Source organism: Variovorax sp. 278MFTsu5.1 (assembly GCF_048305045.1).
GTDB classification, from domain to species: Bacteria; Pseudomonadota; Gammaproteobacteria; order Burkholderiales; family Burkholderiaceae_C; genus Variovorax; species Variovorax guangxiensis.
The window spans coordinates 4,474,523-4,494,486 of the sequence record NZ_CP157622.1; the positions used below are offsets into that span (position 1 = coordinate 4,474,523).

The 19,964-nt window shown below is 67.3% G+C and carries 20 protein-coding genes; 7 read left to right on the plus strand and 13 right to left on the minus strand.

All coding sequences use genetic code 11. The annotated features are described in order from the left end of the window. The first annotated feature begins 12 nt into the window (after window positions 1–12). Genes ABL844_RS20730 through ABL844_RS20740 form a run of 3 tightly spaced genes read left to right on the plus strand, consistent with a single transcriptional unit; the run spans window position 13 to window position 2,290 of the window. A complete protein-coding gene (locus tag ABL844_RS20730; protein WP_184641273.1) occupies window positions 13–834 on the plus strand; it encodes a basic amino acid ABC transporter substrate-binding protein in 822 nt (273 codons plus the stop codon). A 32-nt stretch (window positions 835–866) separates the two neighbouring features. Beyond that, the gene (locus ABL844_RS20735) at window positions 867–1,835 is read left to right on the plus strand and encodes a transglutaminase family protein (protein WP_184641274.1); all 969 of its coding nucleotides are present in this window, start codon (window positions 867–869) and stop codon (window positions 1,833–1,835) included. Then, on the plus strand, window positions 1,832–2,290 hold the full coding sequence (locus tag ABL844_RS20740) for a RidA family protein (RefSeq protein ID WP_126021773.1): 459 nt from the start codon (window positions 1,832–1,834) through the stop codon (window positions 2,288–2,290). Before ABL844_RS20735 ends, ABL844_RS20740 begins: the two co-directional genes overlap by 4 nt. A gap of 81 nt (window positions 2,291–2,371) precedes the next feature. Here ABL844_RS20740 and ABL844_RS20745 read toward each other — a convergent pair whose 3' ends face one another. Further along, complete coding sequence (locus ABL844_RS20745; RefSeq protein WP_418117020.1) at window positions 2,372–2,887, minus strand: hypothetical protein; 516 nt, start codon at window positions 2,885–2,887, stop codon at window positions 2,372–2,374. Window positions 2,888–3,169: 282 nt separating this feature from the next. On the opposite strand from ABL844_RS20745, the gene ABL844_RS20750 reads away from it, so the two are divergent. Beyond that, window positions 3,170–4,906, plus strand: coding sequence for a GMC family oxidoreductase (locus ABL844_RS20750; RefSeq protein ID WP_418128765.1), 1,737 nt, complete (start codon window positions 3,170–3,172; stop codon window positions 4,904–4,906). Here ABL844_RS20750 and ABL844_RS20755 read toward each other — a convergent pair. The 8 genes from ABL844_RS20755 to ABL844_RS20790 form a co-directional block, all read right to left on the minus strand. Next, on the minus strand, window positions 4,806–5,831 hold the full coding sequence (locus ABL844_RS20755; protein WP_418128766.1) for a LacI family DNA-binding transcriptional regulator: 1,026 nt from the start codon (window positions 5,829–5,831) through the stop codon (window positions 4,806–4,808). The genes ABL844_RS20750 and ABL844_RS20755 overlap by 101 nt on opposite strands. A 139-nt stretch (window positions 5,832–5,970) precedes the next feature. After that, entirely contained in the window at window positions 5,971–6,957 is a 987-nt protein-coding gene (locus ABL844_RS20760) for a 2-hydroxyacid dehydrogenase (RefSeq protein WP_418128767.1), read from the minus strand. Beyond that, window positions 6,957–7,910, minus strand: a complete 954-nt coding sequence (locus tag ABL844_RS20765; protein WP_126021768.1) for a sugar kinase — start codon at window positions 7,908–7,910, stop codon at window positions 6,957–6,959. The genes ABL844_RS20760 and ABL844_RS20765 overlap by 1 nt, the downstream gene beginning before the upstream one ends. Window positions 7,911–7,923: 13 nt before the next feature. Beyond that, the gene (locus ABL844_RS20770) at window positions 7,924–8,667 is read right to left on the minus strand and encodes a sugar phosphate isomerase/epimerase family protein (RefSeq protein ID WP_418128769.1); all 744 of its coding nucleotides are present in this window, start codon (window positions 8,665–8,667) and stop codon (window positions 7,924–7,926) included. An 11-nt stretch (window positions 8,668–8,678) separates the two neighbouring features. Next, window positions 8,679–9,431 (minus strand): amino acid ABC transporter ATP-binding protein, encoded by a 753-nt coding sequence (locus ABL844_RS20775; RefSeq protein ID WP_126021766.1) that lies wholly within the window; start codon window positions 9,429–9,431, stop codon window positions 8,679–8,681. A 165-nt stretch (window positions 9,432–9,596) separates the two neighbouring features. Beyond that, a complete protein-coding gene (locus ABL844_RS20780) occupies window positions 9,597–10,394 on the minus strand; it encodes a transporter substrate-binding domain-containing protein (RefSeq protein WP_126021765.1) in 798 nt (265 codons plus the stop codon). Window positions 10,395–10,462: 68 nt separating this feature from the next. After that, window positions 10,463–11,116: an amino acid ABC transporter permease gene (locus ABL844_RS20785; RefSeq protein WP_418117027.1), complete on the minus strand. Its 654-nt coding sequence runs from the start codon at window positions 11,114–11,116 to the stop codon at window positions 10,463–10,465. Window positions 11,117–11,146: 30 nt separating this feature from the next. After that, window positions 11,147–11,818: an amino acid ABC transporter permease gene (locus ABL844_RS20790; protein ID WP_126021763.1), complete on the minus strand. Its 672-nt coding sequence runs from the start codon at window positions 11,816–11,818 to the stop codon at window positions 11,147–11,149. 144 nt (window positions 11,819–11,962) lie between these two features. Here ABL844_RS20790 and ABL844_RS20795 point away from each other — a divergent pair, with 144 nt between their 5' ends. Then, complete coding sequence (locus tag ABL844_RS20795) at window positions 11,963–13,657, plus strand: hypothetical protein (protein WP_418128770.1); 1,695 nt, start codon at window positions 11,963–11,965, stop codon at window positions 13,655–13,657. Here the strand turns inward: ABL844_RS20795 and ABL844_RS20800 are convergent. Next, the gene (locus tag ABL844_RS20800) at window positions 13,605–13,985 is read right to left on the minus strand and encodes a hypothetical protein (protein WP_418128771.1); all 381 of its coding nucleotides are present in this window, start codon (window positions 13,983–13,985) and stop codon (window positions 13,605–13,607) included. The genes ABL844_RS20795 and ABL844_RS20800 overlap by 53 nt on opposite strands. Before the next feature lie 342 nt (window positions 13,986–14,327). Here ABL844_RS20800 and ABL844_RS20805 point away from each other — a divergent pair, with 342 nt between their 5' ends. Further along, window positions 14,328–15,083 (plus strand): metallophosphoesterase family protein, encoded by a 756-nt coding sequence (locus ABL844_RS20805; RefSeq protein WP_418128772.1) that lies wholly within the window; start codon window positions 14,328–14,330, stop codon window positions 15,081–15,083. 178 nt (window positions 15,084–15,261) lie between these two features. On the opposite strand, the gene ABL844_RS20810 is transcribed toward ABL844_RS20805, so the two are convergent. Next, window positions 15,262–16,908, minus strand: a complete 1,647-nt coding sequence (locus tag ABL844_RS20810) for a tannase/feruloyl esterase family alpha/beta hydrolase (protein ID WP_418131932.1) — start codon at window positions 16,906–16,908, stop codon at window positions 15,262–15,264. Between the two features lie 298 nt (window positions 16,909–17,206). Here ABL844_RS20810 and ABL844_RS20815 point away from each other — a divergent pair, with 298 nt between their 5' ends. Further along, entirely contained in the window at window positions 17,207–17,698 is a 492-nt protein-coding gene (locus ABL844_RS20815; protein ID WP_418128773.1) for a MarR family winged helix-turn-helix transcriptional regulator, read from the plus strand. 51 nt (window positions 17,699–17,749) lie between these two features. On the opposite strand, the gene ABL844_RS20820 is transcribed toward ABL844_RS20815, so the two are convergent. Next, complete coding sequence (locus ABL844_RS20820; RefSeq protein ID WP_418117032.1) at window positions 17,750–18,286, minus strand: cysteine hydrolase family protein; 537 nt, start codon at window positions 18,284–18,286, stop codon at window positions 17,750–17,752. A gap of 77 nt (window positions 18,287–18,363) precedes the next feature. Then, complete coding sequence (locus tag ABL844_RS20825; protein ID WP_418128774.1) at window positions 18,364–19,959, minus strand: esterase/lipase family protein; 1,596 nt, start codon at window positions 19,957–19,959, stop codon at window positions 18,364–18,366. Window positions 19,960–19,964: the final 5 nt, after the last annotated feature.

Sequence of the window (19,964 nt, forward strand, 5' to 3'; positions counted from 1 at the left end):
AGGAGGCACCCCATGTCAGGCATCACCATCAATCGCCGCTTCGCACTCACCGCCGCAGGCCTCCTCGCGGCCCTCGCCATTGCCGGCTGCGGCAAGCAGGAGCCGGCATCGGCCCCGGCCGCCGGCACACCGGCGGCACCAGCCCCCGCGCGCGTGCTCGTGGTCGGCACCGATGCCGCCTACACGCCCTTCGAGTCGCAGAACGACAGGGGCGAGATCGTGGGCTTCGACATCGACGTGGTGAAGGCGGTCGCGCAGAAGGCCGGCTTCGAGGTGAAGTTCGTCAACACGCCATGGGAAGGCATCTTCAATTCGCTGGCCCAGGGCGACCGCGACCTGCTGGTGTCGGCCATCACCATCACCGACGAGCGCCGCCAGACGATGGACTTCTCGCAGTCGTACTTCGACGCGCGCCAGCTCATCGCCGTGCGCAACGACGCGCCCATCGCCAGGTTCGAGGACATCAAGACGCTGAAGGTCGGCGTGCAGAACGGCACCACCGGCGACGAGGTCGTGGGCAAGCTGCTGGGCAAGTCGAACACCGCCATCAAGCGCTTCGAATCGACGCCGCTGGCGCTCAAGGAACTCGAAGCCGGCGGAGTGCAGGCCGTGGTGGCCGACAACGGCGTGGTGGTGCACTACCTCGCCAACAACACCGCCGGCGGCTTCAAGACGGTGAGCGACACCAGCTTCCCGGTCGAGAAGTACGGCATTGCCGTGAAGAAGGGCAACGCCGAGCTGCTCGCCAGGATCAACCAGGGCCTCGAAGGCATCCGCGCCGACGGCACCTACGCGAAGATCTACGCCTCGTACTTCGGCTCCGAGTCGAAGTAAGCGGGCGGTCCACGCAATCGGCGCCGGCCACCATGCTGCTCCACGTCACCCACGAAACGCGCTACGAGTACTCGCCGCCGGTCGAGACGGCGCAGCATCTCGCGCACCTGAAGCCGCTGGCCACCGGCTCGCAGAAGCTCGTGAGCCACAAGCTCTCCATCGAGCCAGCGCCGGCCCAGCGCAGCGAGCAGGCCGACCTGTACGGCAACACGCGCGCCTTCTTCGCTCTGGAGGCCACGCACGACCGGCTGGTGGTCACGGCCGAGAGCGTGGTCGAGACTTCGCAGCCCGTGCTCTCGCCCGCCGTGGCGCGCGAGCTGCCGTGGGAATCGGTGCGCGAGCGCTTCCGCTTCCGCAAGGACGCCACCTTCGACGCGGCTTCGGAGTTCGTCTTTCCCTCGCCCTACGTGCCGCGCCACGACGACTTCGTGGCCTATGCGCGCGCCAGCTTCGTGCCCGGCCGACCCGCCTTCGACGTGGCGATGGACCTCACCGAGCGCATGTACGCCGACTTCGCCTACGACGCCGACAGCACAGAGATCAACACCCCCGCCGTCGAGGCCCTCGCGCAGCGCAAGGGCGTGTGCCAGGACTTCGCCCACATCATGATCGCGTGCTTCCGCACCATGGGCCTGCCAGCGCGCTACGTCAGCGGCTACCTGCTCACGCAGCCGCCCCCCGGCCAGCCCCGGCTGGTGGGCGCCGACGCCTCGCACGCATGGGTGTCGGTGTACCTGCCCGGCGAAGACGACGGCACCGGCGGCAGCCCCGGCGACTGGGTCGACTTCGACCCGACCAACGGCCGCCAGCCCGGCGAGGACTACGTCACCCTCGCCATCGGCCGCGACTACTCCGACGTCTCGCCGATGCGCGGCGTACTGCATGGCGGCGCAAGGCACACGCTGAGGGTCGGCGTGACCGTGCAGCCGGTGGGGGAAGTGGTCGATGGCCTGCCGCAAACACGGACACAATCGCCTTCCCAAGACAAGGAGTCTCCATGAGCGTTTACGACAAACTTTCCAGCCTCGGCATCACTCTTCCGCCCGTCGCCGCACCCGCTGCCGCGTACGTGCCCTTCGTGCAGACCGGCAATCTCGTGTTCCTGTCGGGCCACATCGCCAAGAAGGACGGCAAGGTCTGGACCGGCCAGCTCGGCGCCAACATCGGCACCGAAGAAGGCAAGCAGGCCGCCCGCGCCATCGCCATCGACCTGCTGGGCACGCTGCACGCGGCCGTAGGCGACCTGAACAAGGTCAAGCGCATCGTCAAGGTGATGAGCCTGGTCAACTCGGTCGGCACCTTCACCGAACAGCATCTGGTGACCAACGGCGCGAGCGAGTTCTTCGCCGAAGTCTTCGGCCCCGAGAAGGGCGCGCATGCGCGCAGCGCCTTCGGCGTGGCGCAGATTCCGCTGGGCGCGTGCGTGGAGATCGAGCTGATCGCGGAAGTGGGCTGACCGGCCTTCGGCCTTACCCTTTCGATGAAGCCCGGCGGTTCAGTCTGCCGGGCTTTTCTGTTTCGAGGCCACCGAGGAGGCTCAGGTGTCCTGCCGGGCGGCGACCAGGCGCGCTCCCGGCCGCCGGCGCTTCGAGGCGACCGCCGGCCGCGTTCGCCGCATGCCCGACGGTCCAGGGCGATTGCCACGCCGCGCTGCCCTCACGGCTCCCCCAGGCTGCGCGAGCCGCCGATGCGCCTCGAACCGCGCCTCCTTCTGCTTCAGGTAATGCATGAGCACATGCGACACCATGTTCAGCCCGAAGGTGCCGAAGGCGGCCGGAAAGATGTAGAGCGCGACCGAAAGCTCCGACGAGAAGACGAGGTCGTCGGCCAGCGACGGCGTAAGCCGGGCTTGATGCGACAGCGCGCGCAGCACGAAGATGTCCACGCCCGCCAGCACGATCAGCAGCAGCCCGAAGCCGAGCACGGTCTTCTTCGAGAACTCCCGCCGCACGAAGAGCGTGACGAAGATCGCCGCCGGGAAGACCAGCGAGCACAGCACCAGCAACCAGAAGCGCACCTGCGTGAAGACGGTGACGTCCGACGGGATATGCATGGGAGCGATTGAGCCATGAAGCCTGCCCCGCAATTTGTCCGGCAGGTGAAGCGCCGGTAAAAGCGGCTGTCAAAAGGTGGTGGCGGCAATGCCTGGGGGTGACGGCGAAAGGGTCGGCTTGGCCGTATGCGAGCCGCTGCATGGCCCCCGGGGTGCGCGCGCCCAACCGTGATCGGCCTTTCGAGAATGGCAGGAGAAATCCGCGCACGGCCCGATGGAGGGTTATAAAGCCGCACGTCCGGCAAAGACCGGTACCCGAGACAACACAGAGGACGGCACATCATGGAGTTCGACTACGTGATCGTGGGTGGCGGCTCCGGCGGCGCCACGCTGGCCGGACGGCTCAGCGAAGACCCCGCCGTACAGGTCTGCCTGGTCGAGGCAGGCGGCGACGGCCGCGGCATCCTGGTGCGGGCGCCGGCCGGCGCGGCGGCCATGATCTCGGGGCGCCCTCGCATCAACAACTACGCCTACCGGACCGTGCCGCAACCCGGCTTGAACGGCCGGCGCGGCTACCAGCCGCGCGGACGCTGCCTGGGCGGCTCCAGCGCCATCAACGCCATGCTCTACGTGCGCGGCCATCCCGACGACTACGACGACTGGGTGCGCGCGGGCTGCATCGGCTGGTCCTTCGACGACGTGCTGCCCTTCTTCAAGCGTTCGGAGGGCAACCAGCGCGGCGAGAGCGCCATGCACGGCGCGAGCGGTCCGCTGCAGGTTGCCGACCAGCAGTCGCCGCGCGAAATCAGCAACGCCTTCGTGCGCGCCGCCATGGAGTGCGGCATTCCGCGCAACGACGACTTCAACGACGGCGTGCGGCAGGAAGGTGCCGGCCTCTACCAGGTCACGCAGTTCCACGGCGGCGCGAAGAACGGCGAACGCTGCTCGGCGGCGGCCGCCTACCTGCATCCGGTGATGAGCGCGCGCTCCAACCTCACGGTGATGACCGGCGTGCAGGCACAGCGCGTGCTGCTCGACGAGCGCCGCGCCACCGGCGTCGAGATACGCCGCGACGGCGAGACCGACACCCTCTTCGCGCGCCGCGAGGTGGTGCTGTGCGGCGGGGCCTTCAACTCGCCGCAGCTGCTGATGCTCTCGGGCATCGGCGATCCGGAAGAGCTGGTGCGGCACGGCATCGCGGTGCGCCATGCGCTGCCGGGAGTGGGACGCAACCTGCAGGACCACGTCGACTTCATCCTCTCCTGTCGCACGCAGGAGAAGAACCTGCCCGGCCTCGGCCCGATGGGACTGCTGAACTTCGCGAAGGCAATTCCGGAATGGAGGCGCAGCGGCAAGGGCCTGATCGCCACGCCCTACGCCGAGGCCGGCGCCTTCGTCAGGACATCGCCCGAACTCGACAAGCCCGACCTGCAGCTGCACTTCGTGATCGCGCTGGTCGACGACCACGCGCGCAAACTGCACGGCGGCTTCGGCTTCTCATGCCATGCCTGCGTGCTGCGCCCCAAGGCCCGTGGCGACGTGCGGCTGAACGATGCCGATCCGGCGACGGCGCCGCGCATCGATCCGAAATTCCTCTCGCACGAGGACGACGTCGCGCGGCTGCTCGCGGGCGTGAAGAAGATGCGCGAGATCCTGCATGCACCGGCATTGCAGAAGTACCGGCAGGCCGAGCTCTACACGGCCGGCGCGAACACCGACGAAGAGCTGCTCTCGCACATCCGCGCGCGCGCCGACACCATCTACCACCCCGTGGGCACCTGCAAGATGGGCACCGACGCGATGGCGGTAGTCGATGCGAAGCTGCGCGTGCATGGCATCGCGAACCTGCGCGTGGTCGATGCATCGGTGATGCCGACGCTGATCGGCGGCAACACCAATGCCCCGACGATCATGATCGCGGAGCGTGCCGCCGAGTGGATGCGCGGCCCGCTCACCTTCGACCGCGCCGAACTCGATGCTAGACGGCCCGCGACGAGCCTCGAACGACCAGTTCTCCAGGCAGCAGCAACTGGCGCGCAGGCGCATCCAGCCCACGCAACCGTTCGATCAGGCATGTAGCGGCCGCGCGGCCGATGGCATCGGTGGGCTGCGCCACGGTGCTCAGGCCCGGGCCGATGAGCGAGGCCCATTCGGGATCGTCGAATCCCACGAAGCCGAGGTCGGCACCGAACTGCCAGCCCAGCCGCGCCATCGCCTGTGCGATGCGCAGCGTGACCACCGCATTACCCGCGACCACCGCCGCGCGGCGGCCGCGCTTCGCACGCTGGCGCAGGGCGCGCAGTGCCTCGTCGAGCGCATCGGTCTCGCCTTCCACGCTCTCGAACACCTCGCCCGCCACGCGCGGCTCGTGCGCGGCCACGCAGGCGCCGAAGGCGGCCGTGCGTTCGCGCCGCGAGCTCACGCCCTTCTGCGGCTCGGTGACGTAGAGCAGCTCGCGATAGCCGCCTTCGACCAGGTGGCCGCAGGTGGCGGCCATCGCGGAATCGTTGTCGAGCGAGACGAAGTCGGTGTGCATGCCCACATGGCGCCGGTCCACCAGCACCGCCGGCTTGCCGTGCAGCGTGACCGCGTCGACCACGTTGCTGCCGCGCCCCAGCGTGTTGAGGATGAAGCCGTCGACCTGGTAGCCCGCCAGCGCGTCGATGGCCTCGCGCTCGCGTTCGCTCTCGTTGCCGAGGTTGAACAGCATCACGAGGTAGCCGGCGTCCTGGCAAGCCTTCTCGGCGCCGCGCAGCACCGCGACGGAATATGGGTTGGTGATGTCGGCCACGATCAGGCCGACCAGCCGTGAGCGGCCATGGCTCAGCGCCTGCGCCATCGGGCTGGGCGAGTAGCCGAGCTTGGCGATGGCGACTTCGACGCGAGCGGCGATGTCGGGGCTCAGCAGGCGCTCGCGATGGTTGAGGAAGCGCGAGACGGTGGCCTTGGAGACGCCGGCGGCCTCGGCGACGTCGGCGATGGTGGCGCGGCCGGTGGGTTTCATCGGCGCCTCTCGATCCCTCTCCCCTTGGGGAGAGGGTCGGGGTGAGGGTCGACGGCGGTGGCGGAGGCAGCGCTCGCGCGAGGGCCCCTGCCCTCACCCCAGCCCTCTCCCCAAGGGGAGAGGGAGCAAGACAGGGAGGTCATGCGCTGGCCGTGTCGTACGGCGCCGTCGGCTTCTCGCCGGCCAGCACCTGCAGCAGGTTCGTCGTCGCCAGCTCGGCCATGGCATGCCGCGTCTCGTGCGTGGCCGAGCCGATGTGCGGCAGCGGCGTCACGCGCGGGTGGGTGCGCAGGGGCGAATCGGCGGGCAGCGGTTCCTTCGCGAACACGTCCAGGCCGGCGGCGCGCAGCGTGCCGTGGTCGAGCGCATGCAGCAGCGCCTCTTCGTTCACGGTGGCGCCACGGCCGCCGTTGATGAAGGCGGCGCCGGGCTTCATGCGCGCGAAGAAGGCAGCATCGATCATGCCGCGCGTGGCCTCGGTCAGCGGCAGCATCGCGAGCACGATGTCGGAACGCGCGAGCAGGTCGTCCAGCGGCGTGTGCGTGGCGCGGCCCTGCAGCTCTGGCGCCTGCGCAGCCAGGTCGACCGGACGGCGCGAGTGGTACAGCACCGGCATGCCGAAGCCCAGCGCCGCACGGCGTGCCACGGCCTGGCCGATGCGGCCGAAGCCGAGGATGCCCAGTGTCTTGCCGTGCACGTCGGTGCCGAAGAGTTCCTCGCCGATGTTCTTGGTCCAGCGGCCTTCGCGCACCATGGTCGAGAGCTCGACCACGCGGCGCTGCGTGGCCATGAGGATCGCGAATACCGTGTCGGCCACCGTTTCGGTGAGCACGTCGGGCGTGTGGCACAGCACGATGCCGCGCTTGTGCAGCTCGGCCAGCGGGTAGTTGTCGACGCCGACGGACACGCTGGAAATCACTTCGAGCTGCGGCGCCGCGTCGAGCAGCGCGGCATCGACCGGATGACTGGAGCCGATCAGCCCATGCGCGTTGCGCAGCGCGGCGGAGAAAGCCTCGGGCTCCTTGCGCGGATCGGCCACGGTGACTTTGTGCACGGCCTGCAGGCGAGCCAGTTGGTCTTCGGGCAAGGGCCGGAAGACAAGCACGTTCTTCTTCGTCATGGTCATCAAAGCCCCGCTTCCTCGAGTTGCGCCCGCGTCGGCAGGCCTTCGGTGTCGCCCAGCACCTGCACGGCGCGCGCGCCGATCCATGCACCGCGGCGCACGGCGTCGGGCACGCTGCGGCCTTCGAGCAGTGCGCTCACCACGCCTGCCGCGAAGCCGTCGCCGGCGCCCACGGTGTCGATCACTTCCTTCACCGGAAAGCCGTCGACGCGGCCCGTGCCGGCCACGTCGCTGTCGTAGTAGGCGCCCTCGGCGCCGAGCTTCACCACCACCAGCCTGGCGCCGCGCTCGCGGTAGAACTTCGCCACGTCTTCCGGCTTGCTGTGGCCGGTGAGCAGCAGGCCTTCTTCGATGCCTGGCAGCACCCAGTCGGCGCGCGAGGCGAGTTCGTTGACCCAGTGGCGCATGGTCTCGGTGGACGACCACAGCGTGGGGCGCAGGTTGGTGTCGAAGGAGATGGTGCGGCCGGCGGCGCGCATCACGTCCATGCTCTTGAGCGCGGCCTGCAGGCTGGTGTCGGAGATGGCGGCGAACACGCCGGTGGCGTGGAGGTGGCGCGCCGAGCGCAGCCATGCCTCGTCGACGTCGGCCGGGCCCATGTGGCTCGCGGCCGAGCCCTTGCGGTGGTACTCGATCGGCGGATCGCTGCCGTCGGTGACGCGGCCCTTGAACTGGAAGCCGGTGCGCTGCGTCGGGTCGGTGATCACGTGCGAGCAGTCGATGCCCTCGGCGCGCATCGCGGCCAGCAGCGCGCGGCCCATGGAGTCGGTGCCGAGCCGGCTGGCCCAGCCCACCTTCAGGCCCAGGCGCGAGAGGCCGATGGCCACGTTGGTCTCGGCACCGGCGGTGCGCTTGTGGAAGGACTGCGCGTCCTCCAGCGGACCGGGCCGGTCGGCCACCAGCAGCAGCATGGCCTCGCCGAAGAGCGCGACGTCGAATGCGGCGGGTTCTGTCATGTGTGTTTCGTCTCTATGCGCGCGCGGCGCGGATGAAGTCGACCTGGGAGCGGGTGACGGCCAGCAGGTCGTCGCCCACCAGAGGGTATTCGATGGCGTGCGGCACGTCGGCCGGCAGCGCGCGCAGCACCGAGCGCCACGGCGCGACCGAGTCGCCCAGCGGCACCGCCACCCATTTGTGCGGCAGGCGCTGCGCACCCTTGCAATGCACGTAGCGCACGCGATGGCCCAGCGCCTGCGCGGCCTGCAGCGGGCATTCGCCGAGCCAGTGCCAGTTGCCCATGTCGAAGGTCATGCCCAGCGTGAGGCCGACGCGGTCGGCCGCGTCGAAGAAGGCCTGCAACGCCGGCAGCGTGCCGGCGCGCACGGTCTGGTCGTTCTCGATCAGCAGTTCGACGCGGGTTTCAGCAAGCTCCACCTTCAGGCCCCACAGCGATCCGTGCGACGAAGGCCGGAAGTCGCCGATGGACATCTTGAGCCGCTTCGCGCCCACGCGCGTGGCGGCGGCGATGCCGCGCTTGAGCGCGGCGCTGTCGAGCCAGCCGCCTTCGGCCCAGAGCCCCTCGGGGCTGGAATAGACGGAAGCCAGTCCGTTGAGCGCGGGCAGTTCGGTGTCTGCGTCGCGCAGCATCTCGCCGCGCACTTCCACCGAGTCGGCGCCGGCCGCGCGCGAGAGCTGCGAGCACCAGAGCTGGCCGTGCCGCCCCACCTCGGCCGCGCCGAAGGACGACAGGGAAACGAGAACCTCGAAGGACATCGGTGGGCAGGTCAGTGGTTTTGGTGCGAGCTGAGGATCTGGCCGAGGAACTGGCGCGTGCGCTCGTCCCTGGGGTTGCCGAAGAACTCCTGCGGCGGCGCCTGCTCGACGATCTTGCCTTCGGCCATGAAGATCACGCGGTCGGCCACGCTGCGGGCAAAGCCCATTTCGTGTGTCACGCACAGCATGGTCATGCCGTCTTCGGCCAGCGCGATCATGGTGTCGAGCACTTCCTTGACCATCTCGGGGTCGAGCGCGGAGGTGGGCTCGTCGAACAGCATGATCTTGGGCGCCATGCACAGCGCCCGCGCAATCGCCACGCGCTGCTGCTGGCCGCCCGAGAGCTGGCTGGGGTACTTGTTGGCCTGCTCCGGAATGCGCACGCGCTTGAGGTACTTCATCGCCACCTCTTCAGCTTGTGCCTTCGTCATGCCGCGCGAACGCATCGGCGCGAGCGTGCAGTTCTCGAGGATGGTGAGGTGCGGGAACAGGTTGAACTGCTGGAACACCATGCCGACTTCGGCACGCACGGCATCGACGTTCTTGCCGCCGGCCGTGAGGTCGATGCCGTCGACCACGATACGGCCCTTCTGCACCGTCTCCAGGCGGTTGATGCAGCGGATCAGCGTGGACTTGCCCGAGCCCGAGGGCCCGCAGATCACGATGCGCTCGCCCTGGCGCACGCTCAGGTCGATGCCGGTCAGCACCTGGAATTCGCCGTACCACTTGTTGACGGCTTCCATGCGGATGATGGGATCGCTCATGGGGTGTTCACTCTGTTGGATTCAAGAAATCGGACTTGGCCGAACGCAGAAATCGCGAAGGTTTCGCCGAGGTCGCAAAAGAGAAAACAAGAAATTTGTCTTGGTCTTTTCTGCGACCTTTGCGTAGCTTTTGTATTTCTTCTGCGTTCTGCCCCCGCTTCCGTGTTACTGCATCTTCGGCAGATCAGCCTGCAGCCACTTCTGGTAGAGCTTGTTCAGTTCGCCGTTGGCGGTGTTCTTCTGCACGAAGTCGTTCACCGCCTTGTGCAGTTCCTCCTGGCCGGGGCGCATCGCGATGCCCATGGACTGCTGCACCAGCGTGAACTTGTTTTCGAAGGTGTTGGCGGGCACGCGCTTGGCGATCTGCGCGGCGACGGTCACCGAGCAGCCGATGGCGTCGACCTGGCCGGAGATCAGCGCCTGCATGGCCGAAGCGTCATCGTCGAAGCGGCGGATTTCGGTGCCTTCGGGGGCGGCCTTGGTCACGGCCACGTCCTGCGTGGAGGCGCGGGCCACGCCCACGCGCAGGCCCTTCAGGTCGCCTGCGGCCTTGATGGGAGTCTTGGTCGCGCCGTACAGCACGATGGTGGCGGCCGCGTAAGGCTGCGAGAACTGCACCTGCTTGGCGCGCTCGGGCGTGATGGCCAGCGAGGCCACCAGCAGGTCGACCTTGTTGGTCAGCAGGAAGGGAATGCGGTTGGGGCCGGTCACGGGAACGATGTTGGCCTTCACGCCCCAGTCCTTGGCCAGCAGCTTGGCCACGTCGGCGTCGTAGCCGTCGGGCTGGTTCTTCGCGTCGGTGGTGCCGTAGGGCGGAAAGTCGACCAGCATGCCGATGGTGATCTCGCCCTTCTTCTTGATGTCGGCCACGCTCTGCGCCGAGGCGAAGGGAGCGAACACGGTGAGGGCGGCGCCGAGGCCGAGGGCTGCGAGCGCGACGCGGCGCGAAGTGATACGGGTCATGGGATGTCTCCTGAGGAAGAAAGAGAAACGAAGAACGAAAAACGAAGAGCCAAGAAAGCGAAAGGGGTTCAGCGGGCCAGGGCCCGGGCGCGCTTGCGCTCCATGCTCGCGGCCAGCAGCGACAGCGGCCAGCAGATCACGAAGTAGATGGCCGCCACCACCGAGAACACGATGAGCGGCTGGAAGGTGGCGTTGTTGACGATCTGCCCCGCGCGCGTGACCTCCACGAAACCGATGATGGCCGCCAGCGAGGTGCCCTTGATGATCTGCACCAGGTAGCCCACCGTGGGCGCGAGCGCGATCTTCAAGGCCTGCGGCAGCACCACGTCGCGCATGCGGTCGAAGTACCTGAGGTTCAGGGCCTGCGCCGCCTCCCACTGGCCGCGCGGAATGGCCTGGATGCAGCCGCGCCAGATCTCGCCGAGGAAGGCGCCGCTGTTGAGGATGAGCGCCACGCCTGCGGCGATCCACGGGTTGATGTCCAGCCCCAGCACCGGCGCGCCGAAGAACACCAGGAACAGCTGCAGCAGCAGCGGCGTGCCCTGGAAGATCTGGATGAAAGTGGTCGAGATGCCGCGCGCCCACGCCGATTCCGACGTGCGCATCAGGGCCAGCGCCAGCCCCAGGATCGCGCCGCCCACGAAGGCGATGGCCGAGAGCGCGAGCGTCCACTTGGCCGCTTCGAGGATGAACAGGAATTCGGGAAAGCCGAAGGTGCGCATGGTGTTGTGCTCCGTCCGTCGTCTAGGGGTTTACCGGCGGTCCGGGTAGTTGAGCGTGCGCTTGTAGATCAGCTTGAACATGGCCGAGAAGGCCAGCGCCAGCGCGAGGTAGATGGCGGCCACGACGATGTAGATCTCGAAGCTGCGGAAGGTCTGCGACTGCAGGTTGGCGGCCACCGAGGTCAGGTCGTCGGCCGAGATGACCGACACCACCGCCGAGCTCAGCATCAGCAGGATGAACTGGCTCGTGAGCGCCGGGTAGATGGCCTTGAGCGCCGGCTTGATGATGACGAAGCGGAAGATCTCCCAGGGCTTGAGGTTGAGCGCCCTGCCCGCCTCGATCTGCCCCTTGGGAATCGACTCGATGCCCGCGCGGATGATTTCCGTGGCGTAGGCGCCCAGGTTCACCACCATGGCCACCAGTGCGGCCGTCTGCGGCGACCAGCGCAGGCCGATGGCCGGCAGCGCGAAGAAGAAGAAGAACAGCTGCACGAGGAAAGGCGTGTTGCGGATCACCTCGATGTAGGCATTGATGATGAAGCGCAGCCAGCCCGGCCCCGAGGTCTTGCCCCAGGCGCAGAAGATGGCCACCACCAGCCCCAGCACCGTGGCGACCAGCGAGAGCTGGATCGTGATCCACGTGCCCTTGAGCAGCAGCGGCCAGGCGGCGAAGACGGCGTCGAATTGAAACTGGTAGTTCATGGTGGGCGGACCCTGAAGCTGCGCGGCGCGGACGCGCGCAGACCCTGAAAGCAATGCTTGCAGCTTATATGAAACCGGTTTCAGGATTTCATAGGGATTCCCCTAGGTGGTCGTTTTGTCCCACCTTCTGCCTACTTCAATTCCATGCTGAACCCATCCACGGCCGACATGCCCGCAGAGGCGAATGAGCTCTCCCCCGGTACGGCTGCGCCCACCGTGCGGCACTTCAGGCAGGCGCTGCTGTGGCCCCTGCGGCTGATGCCGGCACCGCACGCCGGGCACCATCACGCGCCCTGGCATGTGCTGCGCGAAATGGGCGACGCATCGCCCTGGCGCGAGGAAGTCGACGAATACACGGGCGACAGCAGCCGCTTCCATGAGCGGCACTACAACGAGTTCGTGAGCTTCCTGCCGTACGTGCAGCGCTTCCTGTACGGCGAAGGCCGCTCGCGCGGCGGCGGTACGACCGGCGACGGCGACTCGCCGATGCGCATCTTCCGCCGCCACGACGTGGCCGCCGTGCGCCTCGTGTCGAAGCCGGGCGATGCGCCGGTCACGCTCGACGTGATCCATTGCGACCTGTACTTCTTCTTCGACGTCGACGTGGTGATGCTCAACCTCGAAGTCGGCGCGAACGACCTGAGCCTCGCGCAGGCGCAGGACATCCTCTACCGCTTCGGCCGCGCCTACCCTTCGGGCTGGGAGGCCGACGGCTCCGCGCTGCACTGCATGGCCAGCGTCGAGTGGCTGGGCGTCGACGGCCGCGTGCTCGCGAGCTCCGACGCGCAGCAGCGCGAGGCCTTCCTCTCGCACGTCGCCCAGCACCGCGCGCCGCGCATCGCGGCGCACTGGGCCTACCTGATGCAGCCGCTGGTGAGCGACCATTCCGAAGACGCGGGCGTGCTGCGCTACCGGCAGATCGAGTACTACCGCATGCCGGTGATGGCCTACCTGTCGCTGGACGATCCGCGCCGCCTCACGCGCGACGACTTCGTGCGGCTCGCGCTCGTCACGGGTGCGGGCTCCTCCGACGCACACCTGCCCTACGCGGAGCACCATCTCGCCGACTTCGAGCACAAGTACTGCTACGACCGCTTCTGGGTGAACGCGGGCGCCGCGCCCAACACGCGCTACCTATGCAACGGCCACGCGCTCATCGTGGTGGGCGACGCGCGCTCCGAGTTCTTCTGCTGCCGCGACCGCGGCGTGCTCGCGCAGTTCAGGCACCAGCACTTCCTGCTGTTCCTCATCGCGCACTTCCAGAAGGCCTCGCTGCTGATGTTCTCCGACCAACTGGTGGAAGCACTCAAGCGGCTGGACATCCGCAGCACGCCCAGCGTGAAGCAGTTCAAGCGCGCCATCCGCGCGAGCTTCGAGCGCTTCTTGCGCTTCACGCACCGCTACTGGTTCCACGAGATATCGGAGCAGGCGCAGGTGCGCGCCCTCTCCCACATGTGCGCCACGCACCTCGGGCTCGATCCGCTCTACGACGAGGTCAAGGCGCGCATCGCCGACATGAACACGTACCTCGACGCCGACAGCCTGCGCCGCCAGGCCGCCACGGTGGTGCGGCTCACCGTGGTCACCCTCTTCGGCCTCATCGGCACCATCACCACCGGCTTCCTCGGCATGAACCTGCTGGCCGAAGCCGAGGCACCGCTGTGGCGCAAGGCCGTGTGGTTCGGCGTCGTGTTCGTCGCGACGACCTGGCTCACCATCTACACGATGGTGAAGTCGCAGCGCCTGTCGGACTTCATCGATGCGCTGTCGAACGACAGGCTCGGGTTCAGGGGCAAGCTGGCGGCGCTGGCGAAGGTGTGGCGGCCTGGGGCGGATTGACTGATTTCCCCAGAGCATCGCGCAGAGCACTGATCGTGCTGTCCGCAGCGTCGATTCGCCGTTGCAGCTCCTCATTGACCAGGCGGAACAGCGCGCCGAATTCGGATCGCGTCGGGTAGATCTCCTCGCGCTCGTTCACCTGCATCGGAACGACGAGCTTTTCGAGGCACACATAGGCGCTGTACACCTGTCGAATGCCCTCGACGTCGTCGCCCGCCTGAAGGGCGGCCGACTCGGCACTTGCATTCGGATGGGGATGAACCGGCTTCGGCATTGGGCCGGCATCGGTTTTCGGCGCGTGCTTGAGCACGCGAGCAGACTTGGTCACGGACGACCTCCAGAGGTTGCGATTTGCAGAAACCGCCGCACTCGCTGCTAAACGAGGCGGCAGCTCGGACGGGTTAGCAGACCGGGCAACCTCTTGCGAGAAACCGGCAGGGCGCGAGCCCTCCCATCCGAGCCGCCAAAACCGGAAGCACGAATGACAAAGCCGCAGGTCCTGCGGGGAAACTGCGGCTTGCGTCGCAGAGATTGCTTCGGGCTGCTAAACCCGATCACGCCTTGCTCGGCGTGACGGGCGCAGTATAGCCACGCAGCTAGCTCACGGCCGTGTAGGTCGGCATGGTGTTCATGGTGGCGAACTGGCTCACGGTTCCCCCAGAATCGACGCATGCGCATTGCCATCGTCTCCGACATCCACGGGAACCTTCCCGCACTCGAAGCCGTCGTCGAGGACATCGGCCGCCGCAGCGTCGATACCGTCGTCAACCTCGGCGACAGCCTCTCCGGCCCGCTGATGCCGCTGGAAACCGCACGTTTCCTGATGGCGCAAGACTGGATTCATCTCGCGGGCAACCACGAGCGCCAGGTGCTCACCCTTCCTGCCGGCAAACGCGGCGCATCGGACGAATTCGCCCATGAGCGGCTCGGTCCGCAGGAGTTCGCGTGGATGGCTTCGCTCGAACACAGCCTGCGATTGAGCGCCGAAGTGCTGCTGTGCCATGGCACGCCGGACAGCGATCTGCACTACTTCCTGGAGACGGTCGAGCCTTCGCTGCTCAGGCCGGCCACGATGCCCGAGATCGATGCGAGGCTCGGCACGGTCGATGCGCAAGTGCGGCTCGTCGCCTGCGGGCACACGCATGTGCCGCGCGTGGTTCGCGCTTCTGGCGGGCAGTTGATCGTCAATCCGGGCAGCGTCGGGCTGCAGGCTTATGACGACATCCACCCGCATCCGCACGTCGTCGAGACGGGCTCGCCCGATGCGCGCTATGCCGTCGCCGAGCGACTGGCCAACGGAGATTGGACTTCGACGCTGGTCTCGGTGCCCTACGACCACGCGAGCATGGCGGCGCTTGCAATGGCCAATGGCAGGCCGGACTGGGCCGGCGCACTCGCCACTGGCCGGATGCCCTCAGGCCGTTGACGCTGCGCGCGGAATACATGCCGACTCGGCGGGCAAAGAAAAACCCGCCGAAGCGGGTCGATTGCGTCGCAGAGATTGCTTCGGGCTGCCAGACCCGATCACGCCTCATTCGGCGTGACGGGCGCAGTACAGCCACGCAGTTCGCTCACGGGCCGAGTGCTACCAGCCGCGAAGCCTTTCATTGGCAGCTGAAATTCTCGGCCTTCTCGATGTCGCCCGTGCCCTTGTAGCGCGCAACCTTCGGATAGGCGCAGAGGGGCCGTGTGCGGGCTGGCGACCAGGCCGCAGGCACATCCCCGTTCACGCCACCCACGTTGCCTGCACCGCGCGCCGAAGCGACGACGGAATCGGCGGCCTCGCCCTTCTCCACCCAGTTGACGAGCGGCGCGAGCATGTCGAACTGGTCGGTGGTCGGGCCGCCGGCGCAGTGGTTCATTCCGGGCACCCGATAGAAGCGTGCGAAGTTGGACGCATCGCCGCCGTTGGCCGCGGCCAGCTGGTCATACCAGTGCTGCGTGTCGTCGCTCGAGAAGATGGGGTCGCTCGTCCCGTGGTAGGCCATGACCTTGGCGCCGCGCTTCTTCAGGCGGCTCAGATCGGTGGGGTTCGGCGGCGTCATGAACGAAAGAGAGTTCTCGGTGTAGAGCCCGTCGGTCGCGGTGATCTTGGAGAGGATCGAATCGATGTTGGCCGTGAGCGTGAAGTTGGGGCCGTTGAAGCCGGACGGGTTCTCGGGCGGCACCTGCCAGACGAAGGCGACCGCGCCCGAGTCGAGGTTCAATGAATTCGAGAACTTCCACGATGACCAGCCGGTGGTGTTCAGGCCTGCATCGAAGGGAAAGCTCGCATAGATCTTCTTTCCGCCGCCGTCGAGCGCACCCGCGAAGAGCTGCCCGATGCGAAGCTTCTGGTCTGCAGAGAGGCATGTGCCATCGCGGGAGCCGCTGCAGGTGGGAACGTCGCGGTCGATGGAGAAGGCCGCCTGGCATGCGCCGGTGTCCTGCACGAGGCCGTCGGTCGTGCCGTCGAGGGCATCGCACTTGGCCAGGACTGCATTGGAGACCAGGGTGCGTTCGGCGAGCGTGAAGCCCGTGCCCGGATCGCCCGGGGTGGTTGCCAGGGCGTTGTAGTTCTGGGCGCCGACGATGTTGGCTGAGGCAGCAAGGGGGAGCCGGAAGCCGGGGTCGCCCACCAGGAAGCCGTCGTAGTCGTCCGCATAGCGCGACATGGCGACCATGGTGTGGCGCCCGCCGTTGGAGCAGCCGCCGATGTAGGAGCGGTCCGGACCCTTTCCGTAGGCCGATGCGATCAACGCCTTCGCCATCGGCGTGAGCTTGCCGACCGCCTGGTAGCCGTAGTCGAGGCGGGCCTGCGGATCGATGCCGAAGAACGGCGTGGGCGCCGCGTGCCCCGCGTCGGAGCTGATCACGGCGAAGCCCTTGTTCAGCGCGTTGTCCAGTACGCCGCCTCCGCCGACCGGCCCCGTGGCGGTGCCGATGCTGCCGTCGAGCCCTCCGTTGGCTTGATAGAAATACCGCCCGTTCCAGTTCACCGGCAAACGCATCTCGAAGCCGATCGCATAGCTCTGGCCATCGACCGGGCTCGTGCGCTGATACATCGATCCGCGCACCTGGCAATGCGCGCCCACCGGCTTGCCCGCGACGCTCAAGGTGCCGGCTGCGATCGAATTGGCTGCGGAGATGGTCGTGTTGGCAAAGGTGAAGCCGGCGAGCGAGGCGCAATCGCCGAGCGTCGCGCCGGTGGCCGCGCCGAGCACCGGCAGCGTCTCGACGGGCGGCGCCGGATTGTCGGGAGGAGGCGTCACGGGATTGCCATTGCCGGCAGGCGGGGTGACTGTCGAAGTGCCGGTCGTCGGGAACGCGCCGACGAAGCCGCCGCCACTACTTCCTCCGCCACAGGCGGTCAGCAATGAAGCGACAAAGATCAGGGATGCGGGGGTCTTCAAGAATGTCTCCTTCGACGCCTGGACGCGACGCCTATAGTTAATCTACTTAACTATCAAAGATAACCAGTTATGGTTTTCCATTAAGCAGTTTTCACTCCCAAGACGACATCCCGATCCAGTTAGATCAGGCAGTGAATCACCTGGAGGGAGAACGACAATGCCCGGAATGCCCAAGAACAGAAGCAATCCGGTAGATGCCACACCCGCCGGCCGGCTGGTCGAGGCGTCTTTGCATCACGTGCTCGGCTATCAGCTCGCACAGGCGACGATCGTCACCGGCGCTGTGTTCGCCGAGCGAGTGGGAACGCCTTTCGACCTACGCCCGGTCGAGTTCACGGTGCTGTGCCTCATCCACGAAAACCCCGACGTGTCGGCCGCCCGCCTGGCGAAGGCACTCGCGGTCACGGCGCCCAACATCGCGGCATGGCTCGAACGGCTCGAGAGGCGAGAGTTGATCCGCCGCACTCCGCACGCAACGGACCGCAGGGCCCAGCACCTTCGCACCACCCCGACTGGCGCCACCCTTGCGAGCAACGCGACGCGGTCGGTCATCGAAGGCGAGCAGCTGGCGCTCGGCAACCTCTCCAAGGGCGAGCAAATGATCCTGATCGAACTGCTGCACAAGGTTGCCGTGTCACGCAGCGCGTGAGCGTTCAGGCAACGCGCACGTGCCCCGTGCGCTTCGTGCAGGCTGTGTTCTTCAGTCGCCGAACGCGACTTCCGCGCTGGCGATTGCGCGGATCGGCACGCCGAAGCTCGTGATGTCCGACAGCGTGGCGTTGTGATGCTCGCGGATCTTCGCGCCCGTGGCGTGCGGCTTGTCGTGCGAAGTGTGCGCATCGGCCGCGAGCACCACGTGGTAGCCCAGCGCGGCGGCGCGGCGCACCGTGGTGTCGACGCAGAACTCCGACGAGTAGCCGCAGACCACCACGCGTTTCACGCCGTGCCCGGAGAGCCAGGCTTCCAGCGGCGTGCGCAGGAAGGAGTCGGGCGTGGTCTTGCGGATGCGCGCGTCGCGCGAGTCGGTGTTCAACGCGCTCGCGAGCTGCCAGCGCTCCGAGTCGAATTCGAGGTCGATCGCGTTCTCGTGCTGGATGAAGGCCACCGGCACGCCGGCAGCGCGGGCGCGTTCGGTGAGCGCGTTGATGCGCTGCATCACCTCGTGGGCCTCATGGGGGCGCGGCGGGTCGTCGCAAAGGCCACGCTGGACATCGATGACGAGAACGGCAGTTTTCATGGGCTGCGGAATCGGCGGGTTCTTGACCGCGCGATTGTGCCCGGCCCCGCCTGACCGGCGCCCTACTGCCGAACGCCTTATTCCCAGGCGCTCACCTCCAGCCGCACCTTGCCGCTGATGCCGGGCGCGGCAGGCGCCGCTCCAAGGCTCGACAGCGGCACCACGAACTGCAGCTTGCCGCTCGCCAGTTGCTTCGGGCTCATGGGCAGCGAGGCGCGGCCGGCGGTGTCGGTCTGCCAGCCGTACTTGACGTTCCAGTTCTGCGCCGGGTCTTCGGGCTGGGGCGGCGCGATCTCGATGATCAGCGTGTCGCGAAAGAGCGAACTGCCTTCGTAGTGGCCGTCGAGCCAGAACTTGTTGTTGACCTGGTAGTCGGGTACGCGCACGCCCAGCGTCATCGCGTAGGCCAGCGTGGGCCTGTCCTGCTTCACGCGGGCCCGGTTGGCGAGGAACACGGTCGAGAGGTAGATGGAGCGGCGGTCGGCCTTGGCTGGGTCGGTGAGCTCCTTGTGCGTGCGGCAGGCGGGCGAGTCTTCCTCGGCAATGCGGCGGCTCAGGTACCAGCGCTTGCCTCGAGGCGCGGCCAGCAGTTCGACCTGGTAGAGCGCATCGACGTCGGCGTCCTTTGGCAGGTCGGGCGGCAGCGTGACGCCGTCGACGTCGAACCACAGGTCGACGCGCACATCGCCGAACAGGAATCGCGTGAGGTTCTGGTAGGCCTCCTCGGAATTGACGATGCCGAAGTAGCCCGAGTGCGAGCGGTAGGTGTAGGCAGTGGCCACCGGCTGCGTCTTGCCGGCGTCGTCGACGGCCCAGAGCGATGCGTTCTCGATGCGCACGAGCCCGTCGCTGCCGTGGCCCGCGAACATGCGCGAGAGGCCCTTGGCGGTCTCGTAGTCGCCGCGGTTCGTGCCGACCATGCAGAAGAAGCGCTCGGGCGGAAAGGCCGCTGCAGGCAGGTAGTCCATGCGGCCGTTGACCGCGGGCGTGGCCAGGAACTCGGACATCTTCTCGCGGTTGAAGGTGTTCATCTCGTTCAGCGTGAGCCAGGCCGGCACGTTGATGCCGCCCATGTCGATGCCGTTGTGGGGCGTGGCGTAGGTGAAGACCTTGTCGACGCAGGCGCGCGCTGCCGCGTCGCCGAGCGCGGGGTTCTGCAGGAAGGCGCGCACCACCAGCCCGCCCATGGAGTGCGCGACGAGGTAGCAGCGGAAGTCGTCGGGCGCGAAGCCCGAGGGGCCCTCGCGCTGCACCACGAGGTCGCGCACGCGCAAGATGAGCTGGCTCAGGCCCTGCGCGTAGATCTTGACGTCCTTCGCCTTGCCATCGCCCAGCAGCTCGGACCCGGAGTCGTAGTAGCGGTAGATGATGACCGAGGCCGAGGGAATGCCGTCAACGTCGTTGCCGTTCGCGTCGGGCGAAGGCTTCCAGTCAGGGTCGAGGATGTCCAGGCCGTTCTGGTAGACGCTCTGGTACTGGAAGTCGGCCAAAAGCCGCACCATCGGCGATTCGAATACGAACTTTTGCGCCGGCGCTTCCTTCTTCACGGTGGCGCGGTACACGGTGGAGCCGATGTTGAAGCCGCAGAACGGATCGGCCGCGGTCTCGTCGCGCTCCGACTCGGTCATGGCGTAGCCGCGCACGTAGATGATGGGATAGCGGTTGGTGCTCATGGATC

What these genes read in the sequence shown, in the direction of transcription:
- ABL844_RS20730 (WP_184641273.1), top strand. Translation starts at nt 13, where the DNA reads ATGTCAGGCATCACCATCAATCGCCGCTTCGCACTCACCGCCGCAGGC.
- ABL844_RS20735 (WP_184641274.1), top strand. Translation starts at nt 867, where the DNA reads ATGCTGCTCCACGTCACCCACGAAACGCGCTACGAGTACTCGCCGCCG.
- ABL844_RS20740 (WP_126021773.1), top strand. Translation starts at nt 1,832, where the DNA reads ATGAGCGTTTACGACAAACTTTCCAGCCTCGGCATCACTCTTCCGCCC.
- ABL844_RS20745 (WP_418117020.1), bottom strand. Translation starts at nt 2,887, where the DNA reads ATGCATATCCCGTCGGACGTCACCGTCTTCACGCAGGTGCGCTTCTGG.
- ABL844_RS20750 (WP_418128765.1), top strand. Translation starts at nt 3,170, where the DNA reads ATGGAGTTCGACTACGTGATCGTGGGTGGCGGCTCCGGCGGCGCCACG.
- ABL844_RS20755 (WP_418128766.1), bottom strand. Translation starts at nt 5,831, where the DNA reads ATGAAACCCACCGGCCGCGCCACCATCGCCGACGTCGCCGAGGCCGCC.
- ABL844_RS20760 (WP_418128767.1), bottom strand. Translation starts at nt 6,957, where the DNA reads ATGACCATGACGAAGAAGAACGTGCTTGTCTTCCGGCCCTTGCCCGAA.
- ABL844_RS20765 (WP_126021768.1), bottom strand. Translation starts at nt 7,910, where the DNA reads ATGACAGAACCCGCCGCATTCGACGTCGCGCTCTTCGGCGAGGCCATG.
- ABL844_RS20770 (WP_418128769.1), bottom strand. Translation starts at nt 8,667, where the DNA reads ATGTCCTTCGAGGTTCTCGTTTCCCTGTCGTCCTTCGGCGCGGCCGAG.
- ABL844_RS20775 (WP_126021766.1), bottom strand. Translation starts at nt 9,431, where the DNA reads ATGAGCGATCCCATCATCCGCATGGAAGCCGTCAACAAGTGGTACGGC.
- ABL844_RS20780 (WP_126021765.1), bottom strand. Translation starts at nt 10,394, where the DNA reads ATGACCCGTATCACTTCGCGCCGCGTCGCGCTCGCAGCCCTCGGCCTC.
- ABL844_RS20785 (WP_418117027.1), bottom strand. Translation starts at nt 11,116, where the DNA reads ATGCGCACCTTCGGCTTTCCCGAATTCCTGTTCATCCTCGAAGCGGCC.
- ABL844_RS20790 (WP_126021763.1), bottom strand. Translation starts at nt 11,818, where the DNA reads ATGAACTACCAGTTTCAATTCGACGCCGTCTTCGCCGCCTGGCCGCTG.
- ABL844_RS20795 (WP_418128770.1), top strand. Translation starts at nt 11,963, where the DNA reads ATGCTGAACCCATCCACGGCCGACATGCCCGCAGAGGCGAATGAGCTC.
- ABL844_RS20805 (WP_418128772.1), top strand. Translation starts at nt 14,328, where the DNA reads ATGCGCATTGCCATCGTCTCCGACATCCACGGGAACCTTCCCGCACTC.
- ABL844_RS20815 (WP_418128773.1), top strand. Translation starts at nt 17,207, where the DNA reads ATGCCCGGAATGCCCAAGAACAGAAGCAATCCGGTAGATGCCACACCC.
- ABL844_RS20820 (WP_418117032.1), bottom strand. Translation starts at nt 18,286, where the DNA reads ATGAAAACTGCCGTTCTCGTCATCGATGTCCAGCGTGGCCTTTGCGAC.
- ABL844_RS20825 (WP_418128774.1), bottom strand. Translation starts at nt 19,959, where the DNA reads ATGAGCACCAACCGCTATCCCATCATCTACGTGCGCGGCTACGCCATG.